The sequence below is a fragment of the Planktothrix sp. genome, assembly GCF_046067725.1.
Classification (GTDB): Bacteria; Cyanobacteriota; Cyanobacteriia; order Cyanobacteriales; family Microcoleaceae; genus Planktothrix.
The window spans coordinates 1-25,322 of the sequence record NZ_JBJUDF010000364.1; the positions used below are offsets into that span (position 1 = coordinate 1).

Sequence of the window (25,322 nt, forward strand, 5' to 3'; positions counted from 1 at the left end):
GGTTATAATAACTATTAATCCCTATCAGGGATTGAAACCGGTTGGCAAACTCGCAACTATAGGGGTCTAAGGAGTTATAATAACTATTAATCCCTATCAGGGATTGAAACTCAAGACGTCGGAATCAGCGTTGGTCGCTGATAAGGTTATAATAACTATTAATCCCTGATAGGGATTGAAACGGCTTATTAAATGCTACCAAAAACCCGAAATAATAAGTTATAATAACTATTAATTCTGATCAGATATTTAAAGCTAAAAAGAGGGGGTATTAATGAATAGGTAATGTAATCATTGAGGGAAAATCGCTGCCCGAATAAATTGTTAAGGTAATAATTTGACAATCGATTAAACGAGTTTGAGCAAGAGGTTTTTCGATACCGGGGTTGACTGGATAGGCGGGGAAACAAGCACCACTAATACTTAAGCGTAAACAATGCCATTGAGGAATTTTAATACAAGTCGGTTGCAATTTAATTTGATATAAACTAGGGGTTTCATTCGGTGTTATTGCCGAAATTCGTTGATAACCTTGACTAAAATTATAAACACTGCCATCCGGTTTAACTTCTGATAAAATCGCACATAAATCAAAGGTAGGTTGATCTGCTGTACAATAAATATTGACAGTTATATCGCCAGCTAAATGTAAATCTTGAGTTAAAGGTTCAGAGGTATAAGTAACAATATCACTGCGAGAATCTAATGCTGAACGCTCAAAAGAACCTGGTGGGGACATTGCATGACCTCCTAGTGCGGGTACGGGGCGCCAGGGGTCATGAACAAAGACATCTTCTTGAGAAAGATTAGGACAATGAGGAGTTAATATTCCGGCATCTTCTCGTAAGCTGGCTAGTTTATTTGTTGATAAATAATAAACCTGGGAAGAGGATGACGGCCATTGTTTAAATTCTCGCCAAGTTTGGCTTCCCATTTCAAATAAACACACTCGATTTTGATTAAAAATTGGATGATCTTTACCTTTTAAAAAGGTATCAAACCATTGAATTTGTAGGGTATCAATTAAGGTTGATGCGGTTAACCCATAATTGACTGAACCGACTTTTCGCCCCCAAGGAAGATGAGCCCAAGGGCCAATGATTAAATGTTGGGGGTGTTGACTGCGGTTCACCATTTCTTGATAAAAATGAATTGTTCCTCTTAAAAAGGTATCAAACCAGCCGCCAATATGGAGCATGGGTAAATCTAAATGATCTAATTGAGGAGAGAGATTTTGCCAATATTCATCGGGTTGATCATGGGTTAACCAGTCATGATAAAATGAATCTGGATCATAAAGTTTTAACACTTCTGGACTAGCAGAAATTCCATCAAATAATGGTAAATTTCGAGAGGCTTGATAGAGGCGATTAAAAGCAATTTCATCTCCTTTTAATCGGGCGGTTTCTGCTGCAATTTGAATCGCCCATCCTAAATTAGCATATAAACAAAATGCTCCACCTTCATAGGCCCAATCTGCATATAAATCATGACTCATCATGGCGGGACAGACGGTTTTTAACGCTTGGGGACGTTGAGAGGCGGCGTAAATTTGAGTCATTCCTTGATAGGAAAAGCCATACATTCCCACCTGGGCGTTACTATAGGGAAGATTAGCAACCCAATTAATGGTATCAAATCCATCTTGTATTTCATAACTAAAAAGCTTGAATTCTCCGTCTGAGGTTCCCCGTCCTCTAACGTCTTGAATGACAACAATATACCCTTGTTGAGCATACCATTTTGGATGGGCATAAACAACCGTTGAAGCGATCGCTCTACCGTAGGGTTGTCGCATTAATAAAACGGGTAATTTTTCTTCGGTTTGGGGTCGATAAATATCCGCATCGAGTCGAATTCCATCACGGTTGATCACAGAGGCTGTTTCTTTAATAATCTTCATAGAATAAGCAAGGGGAAAGGAGAAGTTAAAAATAGGGGATAGTCAATGATGAGATTGAGTTAATTGATTTTTTAAAGTTAGATAGTCAGTCTAAATCAATTGTACAACTGTTTTGATTCTCCATTGATCGTCAGGGTGGGGTTATCTCGCCCCGACCTGGAAATCATTGTATTTTTGGGGATGAATAATAAAGCTGACTATTTTATACAATTCATTGAGATTTGCTATATTATTGATTGATATCATGAATTGATGTTTCTTGTACAATATCTTTTAACTTTAAAGAAGCTTTATTTAATTTGTTGATTCCAACTTTAATTTGAGCCATGCCTCTCCTGCTATTTTGAGCATTTTGGTTGAGACTATTCATGGTTTCTACCACCTGTTGAATCGCGAGAGCTTGTTGTTTTGCATTTAAAGAAATTTGTTGAGAACTTCTGAAAATATTATCAATTTCTCCCGACATTTTACTAAATGAGTTAGCTGTTTCTTGAGCTAAATTAACAGTGTTTTCTACACTTTTAATTCCAGCATCAGTGACAACATTGGTGACCGTATTAGATTGTTTAATTTCAGCGACTAAAGCATTAATTTGATTAGCTGATTTTTGGCTTTCATCGGCTAATTTGCGAATTTCAGAAGCTACAACAGAAAACCCTTTCCCATATTCTCCGGCTCTGACTGCTTCCACTGCCGCATTTAAGGCTAACATATTGGTTTGATTAGCTAAATCACCGACCAGTTGAGAGATATTACCAATTTGATTGCTTTGTTCCGTCAGACGGGTAATTTGTTGAGAGATTGCTTGAACTTTATCTCTCATTTGCCCCATTTCTGCTAAAGTTTGTTCAACTAATTGATTCCCATTTTCGGCTAAATTTAAAACTTGTTTTGCTCCCAGGGTAGAAGTTTCAGCTTGTTCACTGGCTTGTTGAGCAGAAGAGCCTAATTCATCCATCGTTCGAGTTGTTTCATTAACAGAAATAGCTTGACTACTGGTAAATTTTTCTTGTTCTTCTACAGCGTTATTAATTTCTAAAGATAACTGATCAATGGTATTAATAGCTTGACCAATTTTTCGGCTGACTAAAGAAGAAATTAACCAAGCAATTACAATCGCTGTAATTGCAGAAATAATTGCACCCAAAACTAATAAATTAATAGCATTTTGTAATGTATTTCGAGCTTGATTATTTTCTTGGGCGAGTCGGGCTGTTTCTGTATTACTAAACTCATAATTCAGTTTCAAGAAATCTGTGATCAATTTTTGACCTATTCCTGTATTAAAAAGATCAAAAGCTTCTTTTGTTTTTCCCTGAATTAACAAATTACTCATGCGACTTTGATAGTCATTAAACTGTTCTCCTATCGCTTGCATTTGTTCAAATTTTTGTCGCTGTTCAGGAATGGTAATGACATCTTTTAAGTGATCAACGGCTTCTTTAAAAGCCTCCCAATTATCTTGATACAGCTTTAAAAAGTCTTCATTTCTCAGTAAAAGGTAAGCCCGATTGTTAGCAACCATACTCGTTCCAGCTAATACCATCCGATCAACTTCAATAATTGTTCTTTGCACAGCCTCTACCTGATCAAATGCCTCAAATACCTGATTGGCATTGGTATAAACAATAGAGGTAGAACCAGCAAAAACAACAACGGGGATGGCGTAACCCAAAAGCATCTGGGTTCTCAGCTTAAATTGATTGAATAAATTTTTTTTCTCAGTCAAGGTAGTCTGAAAATAATCGCTCATCTTTTCAAGTTCCCAATTATCTAGTAACTGTCTCTTTATTAATTTTAAACTGTTATGAACAGGAATAAAAATTTAACAAGGAACAACTTAACTGGGAACAGGAACTGCGATTTGGTAACCACAAAATGTGCAAATCATTATGTTTGGGGACTTACAGAGTGCATATAAACAGGTTGAACCTGTTTGAACCTGTATTTTTAACCGGATTTTAAGTAATCGCTCCTGGTTTTACCCTTAAGATTAGGATGGACACTCCGAAAATCGTCACAACCCTCAACCTGAGTTTGGTAATTTTCTGACAAAATTAAATACTAATAGCGTCTAACTGTCCTCACCCCTGCCATTCTAAATGGTGGGGATATTTTTTGAGGATATCAAAATAGAAAGGGTTTTAGGTTTAAGACATTATTAATAATTCGGGAGACAGAACTTGATTGAGTTTTCCGCTTCGATACCCTTCTAAATCTAAAGTTACATAAATAAACCCAAACTCTTGAAAAGCTTGAACTAATTGAGGGAGGTTTGTTTTTAACACAAATTCTTGAATTTGTTCCGGGGGTAATTCGATGCGGGCAGTATCTGCTTCCGAACGAACTCGGAGATGACTCCAGCCTAATTTTCTTAAATAAATTTCGGCTTTTCCGACCCGTTGTAATTTAGCAATCGTAATTTCTTCTGTATAGGGAAAGCGGGAACTTAAGCAGGGTTGGGCGGGTTTATCCCAGGTGATTAAACCTAAAGATTTTGACAGTTCTCGAACTTCCAGTTTCGTTAAGCCGACTTCTGCTAAGGGGGATCTAACTCCCCGTTCTTTAGCGGCTTGAATTCCGGGGCGATAATCTTTTAAATCATCGGCATTGACCCCATCAACAATATAGGAATATCCCCATTGTTGAGCTAAGGGTTTTAAGGTATCATGCAGTTCACTTTTGCAAAAATAACACCGATTAACGGGGTTTGAAGTGTAGTTAGGATTCTCCATTTCTTGGGTTTCAATTTCTTGGTGTTGAATCCCAATTGCTGCGGCTTGAATGCGAGCTTCTTCCAAATCTTCGGGTAATAAGGAGGGAGAAACGGCGGTGACAGCGATGGCTTGATCACCTAATACATCATAAGCAATTTTAGCCACTAAGGTACTATCGACGCCTCCTGAATAGGCAATTAATGCCCGTTCCATTTCTTGAAAGATGGCTTGAATTTGGTTTAATTTTTCTGTTCCTGTCATGGTTGACCTTTCACTAATTTGTTAACAAAACTAAAATTCTCTTTTCCAAAAAATAACAATGGAGAGAGATAACAAAAGGGTTATATAAAGAATAGCATAAATGGCATTGGTGATTAATAAGGAAGGGTCAGGTAAGTAACCATAAACTGCTTCATTCTTTAAATTGAGTCGAGCTAAATCGGGTAAAATGATGTAAATTGATCTCATGATTTGTTCTAAAGCCGGATTTTCGCTTAATTTGCCTAATGCTAGTAAATCGCGGCTTAAACTTCCCATAATATAAACCCCAAAGGTTAATAAACTGGCAAGGAGGGAACTGGTAAAGACCCCTAATAAAATCCCGACGGCTGCAATTAAAGATAATTGTAACCACAGAAATAAAATCGTAATCAGCAAACTATTGAAGGGATAAACAATTTGATTAAAACTGAGAATTCCGAAATACAGTAGTGCCATTGCTAAGACTAAAACGGCAATAAATGCTGAAATCCCAAAATGTTTTCCAATAATCAATTCTGTCCGACTAACGGGTTTAGAAACTAATAGATAAACGGTTCGTTTTTCGATTTCTTTATTCACCAGGTTGGCACTTACAAAAACCGTAATTAGCAAGCTCAGAAAATCGATCAAAGCCATGCCAAAATCCAGCACAATTTTATGTTCTAACCCGGCGGATACTTCAGGCAGTAAACGGACGGAAGCCATGACCAGTAACGCAAAAACGCCTATAATATAAAGAATGCGATCGCGAACAACTTCTAAAAAAACGTTACTGGCGATGGTAGCAATACGTTGGAAATTCATTTCAGTAATCAGTCAGCAAATATCAGTGTCAGTAATTAGAATGACCCGTAAAAGGTGTCATTCTCAATGTGCCTTAGTGCAGTGAAGCATGGTTGCTACTCTTCCTTAAGGCTGGGGATTGAAACTCCTGATTAATTTTAGCAGAATCTGGTTGAAAAATCTCCTGTTTAGGAATCTTTTCTGGAATATTGTTTAACCAATTATCCACTTTTAAAGAAAATTCGATCCAGCAGTAAATATTAATATGAATCAGCCAAACAATAATAAATCGAAAGCGGACTAAAGGTGGAGGAGATTGAATTTTAAATTGATCTCGAATCAATTCTAAAATAAACAGGAAACAAGCTGCAATTAACGGCCATGCTTTTAAAGCAAAATAAGGTCGAGTAGCTGCTGTTTTTTGATAAATTATAAAGCACAGGAATAGGGAAGTCGTCCAAGGACTTAACGGAATTCCTCCAACTATGAAAGGCGGTTGACTGGTGCGAAAACCAATCGCAACCGTCAGAGATAACCAACTCAAAAGAGCTAATTCATTTCTGATCTCTTGATCAGTTGTTCCCAAAATTGAAGCTAAAAAAATGATAATACTAATCAGGATAAAAGTTCTCCAATCTAAGGGTTTAGCAGGTTTAAGAACATTGAAAGCTTGAATTAGTTTATTCATTAAGTACCCCAAAATAATGATTGACACATTTGGTGATTCCCTGTTCCCTGTCCCCTTTCTCAACTTGGTAATTTATTTTGCACAACGACTTATTATTCTACAATTAACAACGTAAATGCTAATGCTAAAAATAAAGAATAACTTAAGGTGTGAGCGATTAAGATAATTCTAAAATCTCGATATTCTTCACTGATTTTAAGATTACCTTCGGAATTTCTTTTAAATACTTTATTGACGTGAGATAGATCTCCGCTTAATAATACTTTTAAACCCTCAAAACCGATCCATTTAATCAACAGTGACAAAGTGAAATTAAATAGCGTTAAAAAGAAAATTGAAGGGGACGTTTCTTGAATTTTTTCAATTAATAAATAATCAATTAATTCTTTTCGAGCTTCTGCTGGAAAAAAGGGTTCTGCATTTAAAAACAAAACCCATTCACAAGCATTCGCTAATAAGTTTAAAGCCAGAGCATATTGTACACTGAGTTTAGGAGAAAGATTAAAGCTTTTCTTAAAAATCCAAGCTTCAATGGTAATAGAAACTAAAAGGCGAACAACTCTTAATAAAATAACTCTTAGAGCAATGACGATTGGCATATTTTGAAGCCAAAATCAATAAACTAGGCAATAGGTATGGAGAACAATCAAGGATTCGCTTTTAAGAACTCTTGAACGACCTCTTCATAGGATCGTTGTTTTCCATCGACTTCATAATTTAATTGTCGCATTTCTGAGGCTGAAATTGTCCCGCCTAACTGTTGCAGGACAGAATTTAATTGAGGATATCGATCTAAGGTTTCCTGACGAACGATAGGGGCTGCTTCATAGGGAGGAAAATAGTTTTTATCATCCTCTAATACCACTAATCCTAACACATCAATTAACGCATCCGTTGTTCCTCCCGCAACTAAATCCACTTGTTTTTCTGCGAGAGCTTGATAGATTAAACTCAAATCCATTGTTTTTGCAGGTTCGGAAAATTTCAGATGATAGGTTTTTGTTAACCCCGGTAATCCATCTTCTCGTTCTACAAATTCATATCCACAACCGAAGCGAATTTGAGGACTTTTAGGTTCTAAATCTGAAATGGTTTTCCAGTTAAATTGTTTGGCATCATCCCCACGAACAACTATAGCAAAACTATTATTAAATCCCAAGGGAGGCATCCAAACAACTTGATAGGTTTGAGCATAGCTGGATTTAACTTGATTAAAAACTGCTTTGGCATCGCTGATGGGTTTTTGTTTCAAGATATTGGTAAATGCGGTTCCCGTATACTCAACATATAAATCCACTTGACCTGCAACTAAAGCTTGGTGACATAATTCTCCTGCTAAATTAAAGCGTCGTTCTACCTGTAAATCTGTTTGAGCTTCAATGGTTTGGGCTAAAAGTTCCCCTAAAATTAATTGTTCAGTAAAATTTTTAGAACATAAGACAATTCGAGGAGAAGAAGACACACATCCGGTTAAACTCGTTATAATGCTCAACAACACTCCCCCCAAGACGATCAATTTTTTTCTGCTCCTGCTCAAACAATCGTGAGGGGAAGAAAAAGATAGAGTCTGTGAAGGAGAATACAGTTCCTGGATGAGAGAATCTTGCTGATCAAAACCAGAATGGGTAGGAGATTGCATACATTTTAGATTAAATTCAATCATGAATCAGTTTAACGTCCCTGATCCCTTTTCGGTTCAACAAACCCAGAATCGGAGATTAATGCTAAGAATTCTGTCGTAAAGTTTATAATTTCCAGAAATTTGTTATTTTTAATTTTAATGATCACTGCCAAATCTGTAGATCCGATTTCTGATTTCTGACCTCAACTTTGCTCTGTATCCTTTGTTGAACACTTCCCCTCACAATCATGAACTATCCAATTCCGACCAACCCTCAAGAAATGATAGCCCTGCGACAACAGCCTGTTAGTGATGAGTTAGTCGCAACCGCCATCGCAGGTGTGATTAAAATTGCTCGTTCCCGTCAACAGTCCTTAGAGGAACTCAAAGCCGAAGTTCTAGCTGATGATAGTTTGTTGAACTGGGAACAGCGCCTCTGGTTAAGTGAAGTTGTCACTCAAGCTTGGCAATGTTTACCTTAGTTCAGAATCTTAAAACAACATTGTTTATCGACAATTTTGGGTTTAAAACCCCTAAGTTCCACTAAGGCTTTTTATTCAATTGTAGTATATACTAAAGAAGAAGATTTTAAGCGCAGATAATGAAATTAAGGTATCGTTACAGAATCTACCGTGCGACTCGTTCCTACCAAAAGTCAAATAGATGTGGGTAGGGCAAGGTTGTGAACCTTGACAACTCAATAACCGTGATGGTGAAAAACCATCCCTCTTGATGGTGGAGTGACAGCATAACCCCTTCCTATGGAGAATGGTCATCAAAATGGGAAAAGCGGGGTTAAACGGCAGTAATGATGAATCTGACATCAAATCCTGTCTAGCATCTGATTATGTGTATGAATAAGAACTTCCGATTGAAGTATCGTAACGGTAACACAGCCTACACAGATTATTGGCTGTCAACAAAATGTTAACAAGCTAACGTACTGGAAAAAGGTAGAGTTTAACCAGAACCATTTACATAGCTTCGGTACAGAGGAAGACACTAAAGTCAGGAATACGGTTATTGGGAACGAAGTAACCCCTATGAATCTCTTAGAGTAAGGTCGTAACCTAAGCAGCAACCAGCGCAAGATTCATAGAGGGAAGGATTGTGTAAGAAGCCAAAGCCTATTTGTAATAAATAAGGATATGCTGACGTACACACTGTCCAATGGAATGAATAGTTTTTAGTAGCAATGAACAAGTTATGAACACGATTGAGAAATCGATGTATGAATGGAAGAGCATCAATTGGCGAAAAGTCGAAAGATGTATCTTTAAGTTGCAAAAAAGAATATTCAAAGCCAGTCAACAGGGTAATGTTAAATTAGTCCACAAATTACAAAGGCTACTCCTAAAAAGTTGGAACGCCAAACTGTTAGCAATCAGAAGGGTAAGTCAAGATAATTTAGGCAAGAAAACCGCAGGGATAGATGGTGTTAAAAATTTAACACCAAAACAAAGAATGGCCCTTGTAAACAAGTTAAAACTTGGCAATAAATCCCAACCAACTCGTAGAGTATGGATTCCAAAACCTAACACCGAAGAGAAGCGACCATTAGGGATACCTAATATGTATGAACGAGCATTACAAGCCCTAGTAAAACTAGCCTTAGAACCCGAATGGGAAGCTATCTTTGAACCTAACAGTTACGGATTCAGACCAGCACGTTCAGCCCATGACGCAATTGAAGCAATATACTCAAGCATCAATAAAAAGCCTAAATATGTACTAGATGCTGACATAAGTAAATGCTTCGACAAAATAAACCACCAAAAATTACTGGCAAAACTTCAAACATACCCAATGCTAAGACGACAAATCAAAGCATGGCTAAAGTGCGGAGTTATGGATGGAAAAGACCTATTCCCTACTGATGAAGGAACGCCACAGGGAGGCGTAATCTCCCCATTATTAGCAAACATAGCCCTACACGGTATGGAAGAACACATTCTGCATTACGCATCTGAACAGAAATGGAGATACCCCAACGGCGTATCCATGAGTAAACGAGATAAAAAACAAAGTATCTCACTAATCAGATATGCAGATGATTTCGTCCTCATCCATGAAAACCTAGAAATAGTTCAGGATTGCCAAAGAATAATTGAAAAATGGTTAGGGGAAATGGGATTAGAACTAAAACCCTGTAAAACAAAAATATCCCATACATTAAACACCCATGATGGAAATGTAGGATTCGATTTCTTAGGATTCAACATAAGACAATATAAAGTCGGAAAACATCAAGGGGCTAAAAGTATACAAGGGACAAGATTAGGTATTAAAACCCTAATCAAGCCAAGTGCCGATCAAGTCAAAGCGCATCTAAGAAAACTAGGAGAAGTAGTAGATAGTCATAAGACAGCCCCACAGTCTGTCTTAATCAAAAGACTAAATCCAATCATAAGAGGATGGAGTAATTACTACTCATCAGTAGTAAGCTCAGAAACATTCGCCAATTGTGACAAATACTTCTTTGAAAAACTCAAAAGATGGGCATACAGACGACATCCAATGAAAAACGGAACTTGGATAATAAACAAATATTGGCATACCAAGGGGGATGATAATTGGATATTCAGCACAAGAGAAAGGGAAAACCCTTTTAAATTGGCAAAACACCGAGACACAAAAATCATTAGATTTGTCAAGGTAAAGGGTAATAAAAGCCCTTATGACGGGGATTTAACATACTGGAGTAGTCGAATGGGTAAACACCCCGAAATGCCAGCCGAAAAAGCGTATCTACTAAAGAAACAAAAAGGACGCTGTGCATACTGTGGACTAACATTCCAAGATGGAGAATTAATCGAAACCGACCACATCATCCCTAAATATAAAGGGGGTAAAAACAACAGAGAAAACAAGCAGTTACTCCATCGACATTGCCACGATACAAAAACTGCAATAGATAAGACTGGTACTTATGACAAAGAGCCATTGGAGAGAGAAGCGGTGTGAGGTGAAAATCTCACGCACCGTTTTGAAGCCGAGCCAGAATGGTGACATATCTGGTTTAGGGCAACCAACAAGCCAACAAAAGAGGCTAATGTCTCAATTGTTTGGTTGTTGTCGTGTAGTTTTTAACGATGCCTTAGCCTACTGCCAAGAACAATACCGTGCGGGTAACAAAAAACCTAACAGCAAGGAACTTTCTAAAAGGCTAACAGACCTCAAAAAGACAACTGAAAAGCAATGGTTAACAGAAGTTTCTTCTATTCCCTTGCAACAGTCTTTAAGAGATTTAGAGCAAGCTTACTCTAACTTTTTCAAATCCTGCAAAGGACAAAGAAAAGGTAAGAAAGTTAAACCGCCTAAATTCAAGAAACGTAAATCCAAGCAATCAGCTAGATTTATGGATAACGGTTTTAAACTCTATCCCAATTCAGATTACATTTACATCGCAAAAATTGGTAATATTAAAGCAGTCTGGAGTAGAGAATTACCCGCAACACCTTCTTCAGTTACCTTAATCAAAGACAGTGCTGATCGGTATTTTGTCAGCTTCGTCGTTGAGTTTAATCCTCAACCCTTACCTGAAAACCCAAATTCCGTAGGAATTGATTTAGGAATCACCGATTTTGCTACATTCAGCAACAGTGAAAAAATTAAATCTCCTAAACCTTTAAACAAACAATTAAAGCGTTTAAGGAGATTACAACGGAATTTGTCAAGAAAACAGAAAGGTAGCAAGAGAAGGGAATCTGCTAGAAAGAAACTAGCCAAACTTCACGCTAAAATTTCTGATACCAGAAACGATTTTCTTCATAAATTGTCAACTAAGATTATTCGTGAAAACCAAACAATAGTCTTGGAAGACTTAAATGTTTCAGGGATGATTAAAAACCGAAAATTAGCCCGTGCTATTTCAGATTTAGGTTGGCAGTATTTTAGAACGATGCTAGAAGCTAAATCCGTTATGTACGGGCGAGATTTTCGAGTCATCAATAGATGGATTCCAACCTCTCAAATTTGTTCTTGCTGCGGTTTTCACGGTGGCAAAAAAGAATTAAATGTTAGAGAGTGGATTTGTTTGAATTGCGGTGAATCTCACGACAGAGATATTAACGCCGCAGTAAATATTTTAGCAAGCTCCGAGCTTGGCGATGCCCTGAGCTTGCGATGCCCTGAGCTTGTCGAAGGGTCGAAGTGTCGAAGTGTCGCCGGAGGGCATTCGGAGACTTTAAACGGACGTGGAGAGAAGGTCAGACTTTCTGCAAAGAGAGCATCGTCTCACTGAAGCGTCAACCCATCCAGCATTTCAACAATTGTCAATATTTGATCTGTTGAAATAGATGGAATCCCCGTGCGTTCACGCCAGGGAGGATGTCAATCCAGACCGCCTTCTTGTTCCCTACGTTTGCGATCTTGAATGAAAGATTCGACTAATGTCACATTCTCTTGACTTCCGATAATTAACGGAGTGCGTTGATGTATTTTTTCAGGAACAACATCTAAAATTTCTTGCGTTCCTGTTGAAGCTCGTCCTCCGGCTTGTTCGATTAAAAATGCCATCGGTGCAGATTCATATAATAACCGTAATTTTCCCTCTGGTTTTTTAACTGTTCCTGGATATAAAAACACACCGCCTTGATATAAAATTCGGTGAACATCTCCCACTAAAGCCCCACTATAACGGGCTGTATATCCTTCATGACGATGCACATAACGAATATAATCCCGAATGGATTCATCCCACTGCCAAAAATTCCCTTCATTGACACTATAAATCGGCCCGTGCTGGGGAATTGAAATGTTTTCTTTTGCGAGAATAAATTCTCCTAAACTCGGATCAAGAATGAACGCATGAACCCCCGTACCCAGTGAATAAACTAACATCGTACTAGGGCCATAAAGAATATATCCAGCGGCAATTTGTTTGCGTCCACTTTGTAACAAATCCATTGCTGATCCATCTTCATCATTGCCTTCTTGTTGACGAATGGCAAAAATTGACCCGACATTTAAGTTCGTATCTAAATTTGATGAACCATCTAAAGGATCATAAAGCAAGGTATAGCGCCCGATGGGACAATTTTCGGGAATATAAAAGGGGTTTTCCATCTCTTCTGATGCCAAACGACAGACTAAACCGCTTTGTTTGAACACCGAAATAAAGACGGAGTTCGCATAAACATCCATCTTTTGAACGGACTCTCCTTGAACGTTTACGACCCCTGTAAATCCTAACGCATCATCCACTAAACCCGCCTGGGATAAGCGACGGGAAATCAATTTTCCTGCTAATCCAATCCGATTCATCAAGGCGCTAATATCTTGAGCATCGGGGGAAAAACTATGCAATTGTTGAAGAACATGACGAGATAGGGTAGTGCAGTCCCGATCTAAATAATATCCTTGATCAATCGCATCTGAAAAATTAGACCCAACGGATGTTATTACCATAATTGATCGGCTCCTATTTTCCGGTAATTCCTATCTTAACGAAGCCATTTCATACTAGAAGACTTTTATCCCCTATTTTTGATCTTAATATCGCGGAACTTTAGGGTTAACGTATATCGAGTAAGCATCAATACCCCCATTAATATTTTTAACATCGGTGAAACCATGCCGAATTAGCCATTGACACATTTGAGCCGATCTCACGCCATGATGACACAGAACCAGGGTTGGTTGTGTTGGATCAAGCTCAACTAAAATTTTCTCAGACCATTGACTATATTCACTCAAAGGATAGTTCATAAACCTTTCTATTTTGGCCATAATCACTTCGTCGGGTTCACGAACATCAATTAACTGAAGTTGAGTTTCAGGAACAGTTTGCAGCAATTCTTCTAATTCTTGAACGTTGATTTCAGGAATCGGTTGAACAAAAAAGTTGGTTGACATAGGGTGATTGCTCTTTGAGTTGCTTTTGTTAGTTGGACATCAAAAATTGTTGATTGCTACAGAAAATTTCTAGTATTATTTATTGCCTACAAAGAAATAATACTAGAAATTCCGCGAATATGCAACTCAACCCTGGGTTTTTCATCTCGATAGAAAACAACGCCTCGATAGTCCCCCGTGGTACTATTAAAAGATAATTGATGACCATCGGCGACTTCTAACATTAACTCTCCAATTCTAACTTTCCCTTGTTTCCCATCGACATCAATTTGTAACGCTTTGGAACTATAAACATCCGTCAATAGTACCCATAAACTATTATTGCGTTTCGCTCGTTTCACTTGAATATGACCAATTTGGAAACTAAATCCATCAGCTTCTGGCCCTAAAAGGCGAATTTTAGTACCCGGAGGTAAACCTTGAATTTCGTTATCTAATACACTTTCAGAAGGGTTAGAGGAGTTAGAAGGAATCACTTGTAGCAATTCAGGACGATCAAATAAATCTAAGCGCGGAATGTCAGAATTAAGGGTTTCTAGGTTAATTTTCCAATCCTTAGCTTTACGAATAATATCTTGATGAATTTCTTGAGCCCGGATGGGTTCAGCCACAGAAGCATAATCTTTTTGTTTAAGTTTTGTAGCTAACCATCGTTCTTGGGAAAACTGTTGTAAAATCGTTTCATTACTATTAATAAATCGTTCATAAAATTTCAGGGTAGGAACTAATTCCCCGATTTTTTCTAAGGTGATCCCCACTTCAACAACGGTTAATTTTTGTTGCCAATTTTCGGTTGATAATGCTTTTTCAATTAAGGTTAAATAGCGACTGCGAAATTCACGGGCTTGTTCTGGCGTTAAACTAGAACGAGCAATTTGACGAATGAGTTCAAATCTAAATAAAATAGCTTCTAGTTTACTTAATTTCTCAATCGCTGCGATCGCATCAACCCACCGTTTAATTTTAATTAAATAATGAATCCAATCTCGCAGACGATTTTGTCGTTCTAAAGCTCGTCCTAGACAATCTAAATGTTTAATCCATTGTTGACTACCCGACTTGCCTGACTTTTCCCATTCTACAATAATTCGTTCAAAATCTCCAGCTTTTTCTAAATAAGACAATCCTTCAGGAAAGCCTAATAATTCAGCTTGGGCAAGATTATATTCTCGTTTTTGAGTGGTGCCACTTTCTTGCCAACACCGCACCGCCCGACGTAAATTTTTAGCTCGATAATAACAATCTCCTGCGAGTTCTAAACTGCTATTATATTTAGCTTCATCTAATCCTTCTAAAACTTCTCCAAATCGTTGCCATTCTTCTGGGTCTAGGATTTTTTCCCGCATTAAGATCCGAATTTGACGGGTATAATCTTGAACCGCAGTTTTCCACGCTTTAACTAAACGGTTTGCATGAACAATTTGGCTGCTTAAAGCTTCTTCTAAAAATTGGGTAAACTGTCGAATATCTGGTAGACTTTTTGAAGTCTGTGCCATAAATTCGACCAGGGGTTGTTCTACGGGTTTTTTCTGAGGAAATTGGCGATACCATTCTGCTAAAGCTTGCCAACACATTCCATCCCAAAAACAATCCCAAGCTTCCAATTCTTGACTTCTTTTGAGGAATAAACGCCCGGCTTCTCGAAACCGTTTATCAAATTTTAAGGCAAAAGCTTCACAAAGATCGGCTTTTTCTAAATAGCCTAATTCTCGATAAAATTGTTTCGCCCGACGCATGGAGGTAGCATCTTTTTGATTGCGACCATTATCTTCAAATTCTTGCGCTTGGGAAGCTCGATTATCCCGTTGTAATCCTCCTAAATTATCTCCCCAACGCACCCCTCCAATATAACTTTCCCAATTCTCGCGATGATTGACTTGATTTAACCAATATTCATCTTGATAAAGTCGGGATTTTTCCTCGATGATTTCAACGGTTGCATATTGCCATAAACAGCGATCGCCAATTTCCGTATCAATTACCACTAAATCGGACATTCCTCGACTAGCGGCTACATATAATTTATTAAAAAAGTATTCTAATTCTAAGGGATGATTTTCTGTTTTTTGAACATAATCAATTAACAAACGTTGATTAAACTCATGAGCAAATTGATCCCCAAATTTATATAAAATGACTAAGGGAAATTCTAACCCTTTCGCTTGAATGGCACTTAAAATATTTTTAGGCGGATTTTCTTCCGTCGCATCGGGAAATAAAGGCGATAAAAATTCATCGCGTCGAATATAATCTAATTCTCCTCCGGCTTCACAGGGTACAATAAAAATCGGAGACTTTTCGATATGTTGTTGTAACGCTTCAGCCGAAAAGTTATTTTGTCCAAAAATAAACTTTTGAGGAATGGGAGAATCCAGATAAGATTGCCAAGATTCTTGGGGTTTTAACTCTTGAATTTTAAATAAAATATGTCGCCATAAATGAATTAAATTAGTCACTTGAACAATCGATGAACTCGATCTATAATTAGATTCAAGTTCATAAAAAGTCATGGTTAAATTCAGTTGTCGCGTCGGGTCAAGGGCGGCAATGACTTGATCAAAAAACGTCGCTTTCACACTTTCCCAGCGAAATCCTGTGGGGTTTAAGGTTTGGAACGGATCACCCGCAAAAGCAAAGGGTAAACACCAAACTGGGGGATATAAATCACAATGGGAAAAGATAGATAACTGCATAATTAATCGCAGTTCTAAACTGGTAAAATCCTGCGCTTCATCACAAAAAATAGCTGTATAAACGGGTAACTCATCCCGCCGAACTTCTAAAACTTTGCGAATTAAATCTTGATCATCCCAATATCCTTCTCTCGTGGTTAATTGATGATACCAAGGCCAAACTTGTTTATAAATTGTTTGGAAAATTTCAACGGATAAACTACGTTCTCGTCGAGGAACTTCTTGATAATCATCGGGGGTCATATATCCGTCATGTTGTCCCGTTAGGGTATAGCCTTTAATAAAGGTTCTAATAATATGCCAACAAAGTTCAGGAGAATAACGACTATAACGGCGACCACAACGTTGTCTAAATTCATGAAAACAAATATATTTATCCGGGTCAAATTTATCACTTTCTTCAGGAGGTAATAAACTCAACAAAAATTGCTGAAAGGATTTAAAACAAATCTCAATAGAGGGTTTATTGCCTTTTCCATTGGTTTCTAATAAAAATTTATGGTGACTTTTTAGAAGTTTGGCTACCCCTTCTTTCGCTTTTCGCAATAACTGCTCATTATAAGTTAAAAATAAAGGATGGGGAACCTGGGTTAATCGTTGACGATGTTGTAAATAATATTTTTGATATCGATAACAATAATCGGCAAATAAATAAAATAACATCGTTGATTTGCCGCTTCCCGCCCGTCCATTAATAAACACAGGAAGAGAACCACTGCCTAATTCGGGAGTTGATAATTCATGAAGAATTTTTTCTTCTTCCATTGATAACGCCCAATTAATTCCGAATTCCTGTTCAATTTCTAACCAAATTTCGGGATCTCCTAATAAATAATCAGGATAAGAGCGTCGGGTATATCTGGCTAAATCTTCTAAGGTTAATTCCTGGGCTAAAATATTACTAGGATTAAGATTATTGATGTCAGCTAAATAAAATAAACGAGTCATTTGACCGACTTCAAGAATGTCATTAAAACTCGGATCATGTTCAAAGATAGAGAGTAGGAATAACACGCTGCGGTTCGGAATATCTGAAGTTAGAATCCAACTATAAAGAATATAACGATTTTGATCGAGTTTTCCCGCTATTTCAATATTATCAAATTCTGTTTTTCTAATTGTAATTCCTTCTTTTCCTTCCACTAAACTATCTACAATATCATAATAAGTTCGCCATTGTAGTTGAATATTTTGCTGTTTAAACTGTGTCAGCCAAATTTCACTTTCACAAATCACCGCATCGGTTGTATTTTTAATCCAATCTGGCCCTTTTAACCAAATTTGCCGTAAATCTTCCGGTAAACTAGGGCGCCGGGGAAAGGATTTTTGTTCTTCCCGTTGAGCATTAATTGTATTTTCTAATTCTTGAGGATCAACTAAAGTGTCAAGATAATCCCTACCATACTCATCGGGATTTCTTAAAAATGCCTCATATTCTTTCCCACCTCTGGGAAAAACGACCAATAAACATAAAACGGGGTCATTTTTAATCCAGAGAATTTTGCCCAGCAACCGCAAATTTCGGACAGGTCGCTTTAAGTAGGGATAATTCCACTCAAATAGCGCCTGTACCGCCACTGTTCCTTGAGTCTTGAGGGTGACCAGTAATTCTGCCACTTGACTCTGGATACCTTGCTGTTTTGCTTGTGCGTCGAAGGTCTGGGTTGTGTAGATTAGCATGACTTCGATTTTGACACAATCTGATCAGTGTCACCTTAAAGTCATTGTGCGTTATTCAAGGCAGAAATATCAAATTCTAGTTTTCAAAGCCTGAATTTGTCGAACAACGGTTAACGCTGAATAAGATACCCCTGCGGTTCCCTCACCCGGATGGGTAGAATCTCCCACTAACCACAAATGTTGAATTGGGGTACGATTTGCCAATCCAAACGGCCCAAAGGTGGAAATCCGTTGACCCACTCCCCCAACAACTCCTTGAGCACGAGCCGTATAACGTTCAAAAGTGCGAGGGGTGGCGGCTTCTTGATAAATAATTGTTTCTGGGGTTAAGTCAAAATAAGACTTTAAACGGTTAATGGCGGTGTCTGTGTAATGTTGTTTTAATTGTTGATAATCTGAACACTGCCACCATTGTTGAGTATCGGTAAAACTAGAAGCAATAATTGTGGCTTGTCCTTCCGGTGCTCGTCCGTCTCCGGGGTGACTAACAGATACAAATAAAGAATTATTTTCGCCAATCACTCCTTGATAATCATAGAGGAATTGTAAATGGGGTGGACAATTGGTGGGAATGGCTTGTTGTTGCACGCCTAAATAAATTACAAATGCGCCAGATGCCGGAGGTAATTTTTCAATTCTTCGTTGATATAAAGGAAATGAAATTGATAAAGTTTGGCGTGGATTTTTGGGCTTTTCATCTAACAATTGAATTAAATTTTGTACCGTGACATTGGCAACAATTTGATCTGCCCTTTCTCGCCAAATTTCTCCGGTTTTTTGATTTCTAATTCTAACGGCTACGGCTTGACCGTTTTCTGTTTCAATTCCTTCAACGGTATGCCGCATTAATAGTTTACCTCCATCCCGTTCTAAGGCTTGAACTAAGCGATCGCTTAACACCTGCATACTGCCTTGCAGATGGGATAATCCTTGAGGTTCCTGAGACACGCCTAACGCCGTTGCTGCATACAATAAAGCCGTTTCTTCCGTATCGACTTGAGAATATAATTTCAGTTGTAAATCTAAAAAGGTTTTGAGGCGTAGATTGTCCTGTAAATTGTACAACCGTAGGGCATCAGCTACGGTCATTAAGGCAAACGGTAAGGTAATTAAGGTATCGGGGCGCACTGCTTGAATTAATTGCCACAAATCCCATAAATTCCGAGGCGGAAGCACGGGATCTCGCGCTTGAAACCGCCAACTGGCTTGAAATAACGTCGCCATTAACTGCCACAACGGTTCACTCCCCGGAAATTGTCGTTGTCGTTCTTGTTGCCATTTTTGCGGATCTCTCCAGACCTGGATGGGTTCGGTTTCTCCGGGTAAAAACACCGCACAAGCGGGATCACAGGGGGTTGCGACGGGCAATTCTATTCCTAACTCCGTGAAAATCCGGTGATGAATGCCGCCGGGTTCGAGACCTGCTACCTGAGTCGCCCCGACGTCAAAGGTAAACCCCCGACGTTCAAAGGTGGAAGCACACCCACCCGGTACAATGGCTTGGTCTAAGATTAAAACGGAATATCCCCGATAAGCTAATAATGCTCCGGCCGTTAATCCCCCAATTCCCGCCCCAATCACAATCACCCGTTGTCCTGCGTTCACTCGTATTGATCCTCAATTGCTTAACATTTCTTAATATAGAGTAGGAAACAGGGAATTGCGGAGTCGAGAAACCGGGTTTTTATCCAGATTTTGATGCTTAATATTAACTGAACTCAAAAACCCGGTTTCTGAAGGTTAACTTCCGCCACTTCCGAGAATATACAAACTCAACAAAGTGCCACTATTCCATAAACCGTGCATAAACATGGAAGCTAATAAATTACGCGATCGCGTATACACAAACCCCAGAACAATTCCCAACGTCATTAATGGTAAAACTTCCGAAATATTTAAGTGGGCTGCTGCAAATAAAAAACCACTTAAAATAATGGAACTTCCTAAAGGTAAATAACGAGTTAAGGAGGGTAATAAAAACCCTCGAAACATAATTTCTTCAAAAATTGGTGCTGCGATTGATGCTGTGGTAAAAAAGATGGCTAACGCGACACTATCCTGACTTTCTAATGCAATCGGTAATAAAGGATTACTACCTCCTTGACCATCCCAAAGCTTTTGATTAATTAAAGACACTAAAATCACTAACGGTAAGGCGACTAAATACCCTCCCAAACCCCAAAAAAACCAATTGTCTTTGAGTTTAACGGTAAACCATCCTTCCGGCAAAGGGAAATAAGGTTTAATCGAAAAATACAGAATTGAAAAACCTCCTACCATTAATAATAGATATGTAATGAGAATATAAAACGCTTGTTCCCTAACATCAAAGGTATTGGGCTGAAGATTTAATCCTTGAAAAACCTCTTTTAAAGTTAGGGGAATGACGAGTTGACCTAATAACGAAAAACCCACCACAAATACTTGTAATATAATTTCCCAACTCCAAGGAATTAACCAATGAACATCCAGATTAGTTGCCAAGATAGAATTCTTGCCTTTCAGCAAGGCTTGAATTCCTAAAATGATAGCTAATATCAGTCCGCTTACCAAGCCTAAACCGGGAATAGCACTAACAATGATTAACTTAAAAATAGCTGTTTCAGCTTGCTTTTGTTCTTTGGTTTCTAAATCCAATAAAGCCTCTGGACGTTGTTGTAATGTATAAAGTTTAACTAAGGCTTGATAACGAAACCAACCGTCTAATTTTTGTTGTAAAATAGGTTCAGCATCTGGTAATAATCGCGCGGGTTTTTGCCATAAACCTGTTAACACTTTTGCCGTTATTTGTTGAGAAGAAGAAACGGCATATGCAACGGATTGAGGTTCAATCAAACTTTGCCAGGTTTTTAACGCTTTATCGGGTTGACCTAACTGAGTTTGTAAAATTCCAATTTGCAGTTTTAAATCTTGATTTAGTTGTTGTAGCTCGTTTAAAGAATCCGGTGCAATGACAGTGGAACGATCTTCAACTTTAACTAATGTTTTTTCAACGGATTCTTGCACCTCTTGATATTGTTTATAAGCTTCCTTAACCGGAGTTTGACCGATTAAATTATCTTTGAATGTGATTAAACTTTCTTGTTGTTCTTCCTGGCCTTGCCATTGGGACGCATGAAGCAGTAAATTGGTTTGGTATAATTCCAAACGGCTTTGAATTTGCGGTTGAGTCCAACTACTGAGTAACGATAAACCCAAAAAGCTAACCGCCATTAATGTTAAGATTGCTAAAATCCAGCGTTTCAGTGTCATGAGTTGAAAGCGTGAGCGTAAAACATTACCAAGTTTGAGCTAGAAACCCAACATTTTAACCGATACTGTCCGAAACAAGGTAGAATACTTCTGGCTTAAATTTGGCCCAAGTAAGAGTCTAAAATTCCAACTCCTCAATTTTAAAAATGACGACCCGTGTAATTCTTGTCCGCCATGGTCAAAGTACCTATAACGCCCAACGTCGAATTCAAGGTCGCTTGGACGACTCGGTTTTAACAGAAAAAGGTTCCGTGGCGGCGCAACAAGTGGGTGATGCCTTGACTGGTTTAAAGTTTGATGCGCTGTATTGTAGTCCCTTACAACGGGCAAAACAAACGGCTGAGATCATCGTAACGCGCTTGTCTAACCCACCTCAACTTCAACCCCATGATTTGTTGATGGAAATTGATTTACCGTTGTGGGCGGGGATGGAACGTCAAGCGGTTGTGGAACAGTTCTCTGATGAGTATCAAGCTTGGCAAGAGCGTCCCCATGAGTTTATGATGCGGGTTCCGACACCGGAAGGAGAAAAACAACATTTTCCGGTCTTAGCATTATTTGAACAAGCTAAACAATTTTGGCGAGAAATTTTAAGTTGTCATCAAAACCAAACGGTTTTAGTTGTCGCTCATAATGGAATTAATCGCTGTTTAGTTGCGACGGCTTTGGGAATTGAACCTCAATTTTATCAAGCGTTACAACAGTCTAATTGTGGCATTAGTATTTTGAATTTTACTAATATTATCCCAGGAGAATTACCGAAACCTGCGGATGTACAATTAGAGTCGATGAACCTGACGACTCATGTCGGTCATAAATTGCCTTCGCTGCGCCCCGGACATCAAGGGCCACGATTATTATTAGTGCGTCATGGGGAAACGGAATGGAACCGCATGGGGCAATTTCAAGGGCAAATTGATGTGCCGTTAAATGATAATGGTCGAGAACAAGCCCGCAAAGCTACAGAATTTTTAAAAGACATTAAAATTGATGTTGCCGTAACAAGTCCGATGGCACGTCCGAAGGAAACCGCCGAGATTATTTTGCAAGAACATCCAGGGATAGAATTACAATTTGAACCGGAATTTTGCGAAATTAGTCACGGTTTATGGGAAGGCAAATTTGAGACGGAAATCGAACAACTGTACCCCGGATTATTACAGGAATGGAAAACTGCACCGCAAACGGTTCAAATGCCTGAAGGGGAAAATTTACAACAAGTTTGGCAACGGTCTTTAATGGCTTGGAAGCAAATTGTTGCAACCTATAATCATCAGTCGGTGACAATTTTAGTGGTTGCCCATGATGCAATTAATAAAGCCCTTTTGTGTCAGTTATTTAATTTACCCCCGGATCATTTCTGGAACTTTAAACAAGGAAATGGTGCTGTCACCGTGATTGATTATCCTCATGGAATTGAGGGTTTACCTGTGTTACAAGCGTCTAATATTACCAGTCATTTATCGGGTAGCATTCTCGATAAAACGGCGGCTGGAGCGTTATAGTAACCCGTAGGGGCGGGGTTCTCCCGCCCACACTTTGCGATTACAACTGACTGTTGGCTATTCTCCGTACACCCCGCACTTTATACTTATTTCAGCCTGTTTTATTATTAATATGGTTGGTCAACTGTTAAAGCAAGTTCGTGTGATTGATCCGGTTTCTAAACGAGATCAAATCGCTGATGTTTTAGTGATAGATGGTTATATTAAGACCATTGAATCTTATATTAATGATTACCCAGAAAATACCCAAATTATTAATAGTGAAGGGTTAATTTTAGGGCCAGGATTAGTTGATTTATATAGTCATAGTGGAGAACCAGGATTTGAGGAACGGGAAAGTTTAAATTCCTTATTAAATGCCGCCGCAGCCGGAGGATTTACTCGGTTAGCAATTTTACCGAATACTATTCCTGCTATTGATCATCCAGCCACAGTAACCTTATTAAAAGAACGCTCTCGGAACGTCTGCATAAATTCTGGATTTTCGGTTCCAAATTTATATTTTTGGGGCGCATTAACCCAAGAAGTTGCGAGTCAACAAATGACGGAATTAAGCGAATTATCTAATGCAGGGGTTGTGGGTTTTGCTGATGGTCAACCGTTGCAAAATTTAGCATTATTACGAAGAATATTAGAATATTTAAAACCCTTAAATAAACCCTTAGCTTTATATCCTTGCGATCGCACCTTAGTGGTTAATGGAGTCATGCGAGAAGGTCATGATTCTATTTTATCCGGTTTACCCGGAATTCCTGACTATGCTGAAACCGCAGCCTTAGCCACTCTATTAGAATTAGTTGAAGTCACAAGAACCCCTGTTCATATTATGCGGGTTTCTACAGCGCGAAGTGTAGAATTAATTGCTCAAGCTAAAGCCCGGAATTTACCGATTACAGCCAGTACCACCTGGATGCACTTATTATTAAATACAACAGCCATTAATCGAGTTTGGAATCAACCGTTAGAAGATATAGAACCCTTAGAAAATCGAACTTTAATGAATTCCATTCCTCTCCCCTATGACCCTAATTTAAGATTAGATCCGCCATTAGGAAATCCCTCGGATCATCAAGCTTTAATTCAAGGAATAGAAACGGGAGTTATTGATGCGATCGCCATTGATCACACACCTTATTCCTATGAAGAAAAAACTGTAGCCTTTTCCGACGCTCCCCCCGGATCTATTGGCTTAGAATTAGCGTTACCCTTATTATGGAAAACCTTTGTAGAATCCGGGCGCTGGTCAGCCTTAGATTTATGGCGAGTCTTAAGCTGTCAACCTGCCCTTTGTTTACAACAAACACCCCATTCTATTCAACCGAATCAACCCGCAGAAATGATATTATTTGACCCTCAACAACCCTGGATAGTCAATGCAAATACTCTAAAATCTCGCTCTATTAATACACCTTGGTCGGGACAAAAAATCACAGGTCGAGTTGTACAAAGTTGGTCGCCCTGAACCATAAAATCAAGGCAACTTCATCATCTATTTTAATCTTATAAATTCCTGAATTTTAAATTGTTTAGATCTCCCTAATTCTGATTTTTAAAGAATTTTAGGAAGATCTAAACTTAGAATAAAAACAGACATTATCGGCTGAAATTAATACTCATATTCATCATTTAGCCTAGAAATATTTGTGTTTTTTTACTTTTGTTCATCGGGTGGATACTCAGGATCACCCAGTCCACCGACTCGGTTAGGAGGCCAAAACCGAACCGTTGCGCGACCAATAATATTTTCACGGGGGACAAAACCCCAATAATGGCTATCGTAACTATTATTGCGATTATCGCCTAACACTAAATAACTGCCTTCGGGAACTGTTCCTGGCCCCCAATTATACTGGGGTTTTTCCGCAATATATTTTTCAGGGAGAGGTTCACCATTGATGAACACTAAGCCATTTTTGACTTCTACAGTTTCACCCGGTAAACCAATAATTCTTTTAATAAACGCATCTTTATATTGTTTTTTGAGCTCTTCTGTTGGGTTAAATACCACGACATCACCTCGATGGGGATCTCCCAACTTATATCCGACTTTATCAATAATCAATCGATCATTGATTTCCAAAGTCGGTAACATCGATCCAGAGGGAATATAACGAGCTTCCGCAACAAAGGTGCGAATGCCTAATGCTAAAAAGATACTCAAACTAATGGTTTTGAGGATTTCTACCCAAGGGTTCTCTTGCTGTTGAGGGGACGATTTAACGGTTTCTGGTTCTTGATTGGGCCGGCTACTCATAGGCAAGTCATGACTGGACAGGAAACTACATTGATCATATCAAATTTGTCGGCAATTGCCAGGTCAAAGTTCCTGTGCTAAGGCAGCAAATTTACGGTTAAATAGGTTT

The 25,322-nt window shown here is 38.5% G+C and carries 18 protein-coding genes; 5 read left to right on the top strand and 13 right to left on the bottom strand.

Features of this window, described 5'->3' with window-relative positions; all coding sequences use genetic code 11:
• Window positions 1–271: 271 nt before the first annotated feature.
• The 7 genes from ACKPEB_RS22300 to ACKPEB_RS22330 form a co-directional block, all read right to left on the bottom strand.
• Window positions 272–1,903: a CocE/NonD family hydrolase gene (locus tag ACKPEB_RS22300; RefSeq protein ID WP_408967213.1), complete on the bottom strand. Its 1,632-nt coding sequence runs from the start codon at window positions 1,901–1,903 to the stop codon at window positions 272–274.
• Window positions 1,904–2,132: 229 nt separating this feature from the next.
• The gene (locus ACKPEB_RS22305; RefSeq protein WP_408967214.1) at window positions 2,133–3,584 is read right to left on the bottom strand and encodes a methyl-accepting chemotaxis protein; all 1,452 of its coding nucleotides are present in this window, start codon (window positions 3,582–3,584) and stop codon (window positions 2,133–2,135) included.
• Between the two features lie 469 nt (window positions 3,585–4,053).
• Window positions 4,054–4,881 carry an ATP-dependent sacrificial sulfur transferase LarE gene (gene larE, locus ACKPEB_RS22310; RefSeq protein ID WP_408967215.1) on the bottom strand — a complete coding sequence of 276 codons (828 nt, stop codon included), beginning with the start codon at window positions 4,879–4,881 and terminating at the stop codon, window positions 4,054–4,056.
• A gap of 30 nt (window positions 4,882–4,911) precedes the next feature.
• Window positions 4,912–5,685 (bottom strand): ABC transporter permease, encoded by a 774-nt coding sequence (locus ACKPEB_RS22315; RefSeq protein ID WP_408967216.1) that lies wholly within the window; start codon window positions 5,683–5,685, stop codon window positions 4,912–4,914.
• A gap of 73 nt (window positions 5,686–5,758) precedes the next feature.
• Window positions 5,759–6,352 carry a DUF5357 family protein gene (locus ACKPEB_RS22320; protein WP_408967217.1) on the bottom strand — a complete coding sequence of 198 codons (594 nt, stop codon included), beginning with the start codon at window positions 6,350–6,352 and terminating at the stop codon, window positions 5,759–5,761.
• 92 nt (window positions 6,353–6,444) lie between these two features.
• A complete protein-coding gene (fraC, locus tag ACKPEB_RS22325; RefSeq protein ID WP_408967218.1) occupies window positions 6,445–6,951 on the bottom strand; it encodes a filament integrity protein FraC in 507 nt (168 codons plus the stop codon).
• A gap of 47 nt (window positions 6,952–6,998) precedes the next feature.
• Complete coding sequence (locus ACKPEB_RS22330) at window positions 6,999–7,850, bottom strand: glycine betaine ABC transporter substrate-binding protein (protein WP_408967219.1); 852 nt, start codon at window positions 7,848–7,850, stop codon at window positions 6,999–7,001.
• A 371-nt stretch (window positions 7,851–8,221) separates the two neighbouring features.
• On the opposite strand from ACKPEB_RS22330, the gene ACKPEB_RS22335 reads away from it, so the two are divergent.
• The 3 genes from ACKPEB_RS22335 (at window position 8,222) to ACKPEB_RS22345 (ending at window position 12,216) form a co-directional block, all read left to right on the top strand.
• Window positions 8,222–8,455, top strand: a complete 234-nt coding sequence (locus ACKPEB_RS22335) for a hypothetical protein (RefSeq protein ID WP_408967220.1) — start codon at window positions 8,222–8,224, stop codon at window positions 8,453–8,455.
• Between the two features lie 724 nt (window positions 8,456–9,179).
• Window positions 9,180–10,937, top strand: a complete 1,758-nt coding sequence (gene ltrA / locus ACKPEB_RS22340; RefSeq protein ID WP_408967681.1) for a group II intron reverse transcriptase/maturase — start codon at window positions 9,180–9,182, stop codon at window positions 10,935–10,937.
• Window positions 10,938–11,025: 88 nt separating this feature from the next.
• Entirely contained in the window at window positions 11,026–12,216 is a 1,191-nt protein-coding gene (locus tag ACKPEB_RS22345) for an RNA-guided endonuclease InsQ/TnpB family protein (protein ID WP_408967222.1), read from the top strand.
• An 89-nt stretch (window positions 12,217–12,305) separates the two neighbouring features.
• Here the strand turns inward: ACKPEB_RS22345 and fbp are convergent, their stop codons facing one another.
• The 5 genes from fbp to ACKPEB_RS22370 all read right to left on the bottom strand — a co-directional run bounded on the left by fbp (window position 12,306) and on the right by ACKPEB_RS22370 (window position 21,454).
• Complete coding sequence (gene fbp / locus ACKPEB_RS22350) at window positions 12,306–13,382, bottom strand: class 1 fructose-bisphosphatase (RefSeq protein ID WP_408967223.1); 1,077 nt, start codon at window positions 13,380–13,382, stop codon at window positions 12,306–12,308.
• A gap of 84 nt (window positions 13,383–13,466) precedes the next feature.
• Complete coding sequence (locus ACKPEB_RS22355) at window positions 13,467–13,829, bottom strand: rhodanese-like domain-containing protein (RefSeq protein ID WP_408967224.1); 363 nt, start codon at window positions 13,827–13,829, stop codon at window positions 13,467–13,469.
• A gap of 86 nt (window positions 13,830–13,915) precedes the next feature.
• A complete protein-coding gene (locus ACKPEB_RS22360; RefSeq protein ID WP_408967225.1) occupies window positions 13,916–18,202 on the bottom strand; it encodes a hypothetical protein in 4,287 nt (1,428 codons plus the stop codon).
• Between the two features lie 69 nt (window positions 18,203–18,271).
• On the bottom strand, window positions 18,272–19,807 hold the full coding sequence (gene crtD, locus ACKPEB_RS22365; protein WP_408967226.1) for a C-3',4' desaturase CrtD: 1,536 nt from the start codon (window positions 19,805–19,807) through the stop codon (window positions 18,272–18,274).
• 135 nt (window positions 19,808–19,942) lie between these two features.
• A complete protein-coding gene (locus tag ACKPEB_RS22370) occupies window positions 19,943–21,454 on the bottom strand; it encodes a lysostaphin resistance A-like protein (protein WP_408967227.1) in 1,512 nt (503 codons plus the stop codon).
• A 146-nt stretch (window positions 21,455–21,600) separates the two neighbouring features.
• Here ACKPEB_RS22370 and ACKPEB_RS22375 point away from each other — a divergent pair, with 146 nt between their 5' ends.
• Together ACKPEB_RS22375 and ACKPEB_RS22380 are read left to right on the top strand one after the other, a co-directional pair.
• On the top strand, window positions 21,601–22,959 hold the full coding sequence (locus ACKPEB_RS22375; RefSeq protein WP_408967228.1) for a histidine phosphatase family protein: 1,359 nt from the start codon (window positions 21,601–21,603) through the stop codon (window positions 22,957–22,959).
• 112 nt (window positions 22,960–23,071) lie between these two features.
• Entirely contained in the window at window positions 23,072–24,421 is a 1,350-nt protein-coding gene (locus tag ACKPEB_RS22380) for a dihydroorotase (protein WP_408967229.1), read from the top strand.
• Window positions 24,422–24,610: 189 nt separating this feature from the next.
• Here ACKPEB_RS22380 and lepB read toward each other — a convergent pair whose 3' ends face one another.
• Window positions 24,611–25,213, bottom strand: a complete 603-nt coding sequence (gene lepB, locus ACKPEB_RS22385) for a signal peptidase I (RefSeq protein WP_408967230.1) — start codon at window positions 25,211–25,213, stop codon at window positions 24,611–24,613.
• Window positions 25,214–25,322 lie beyond the last annotated feature (109 nt).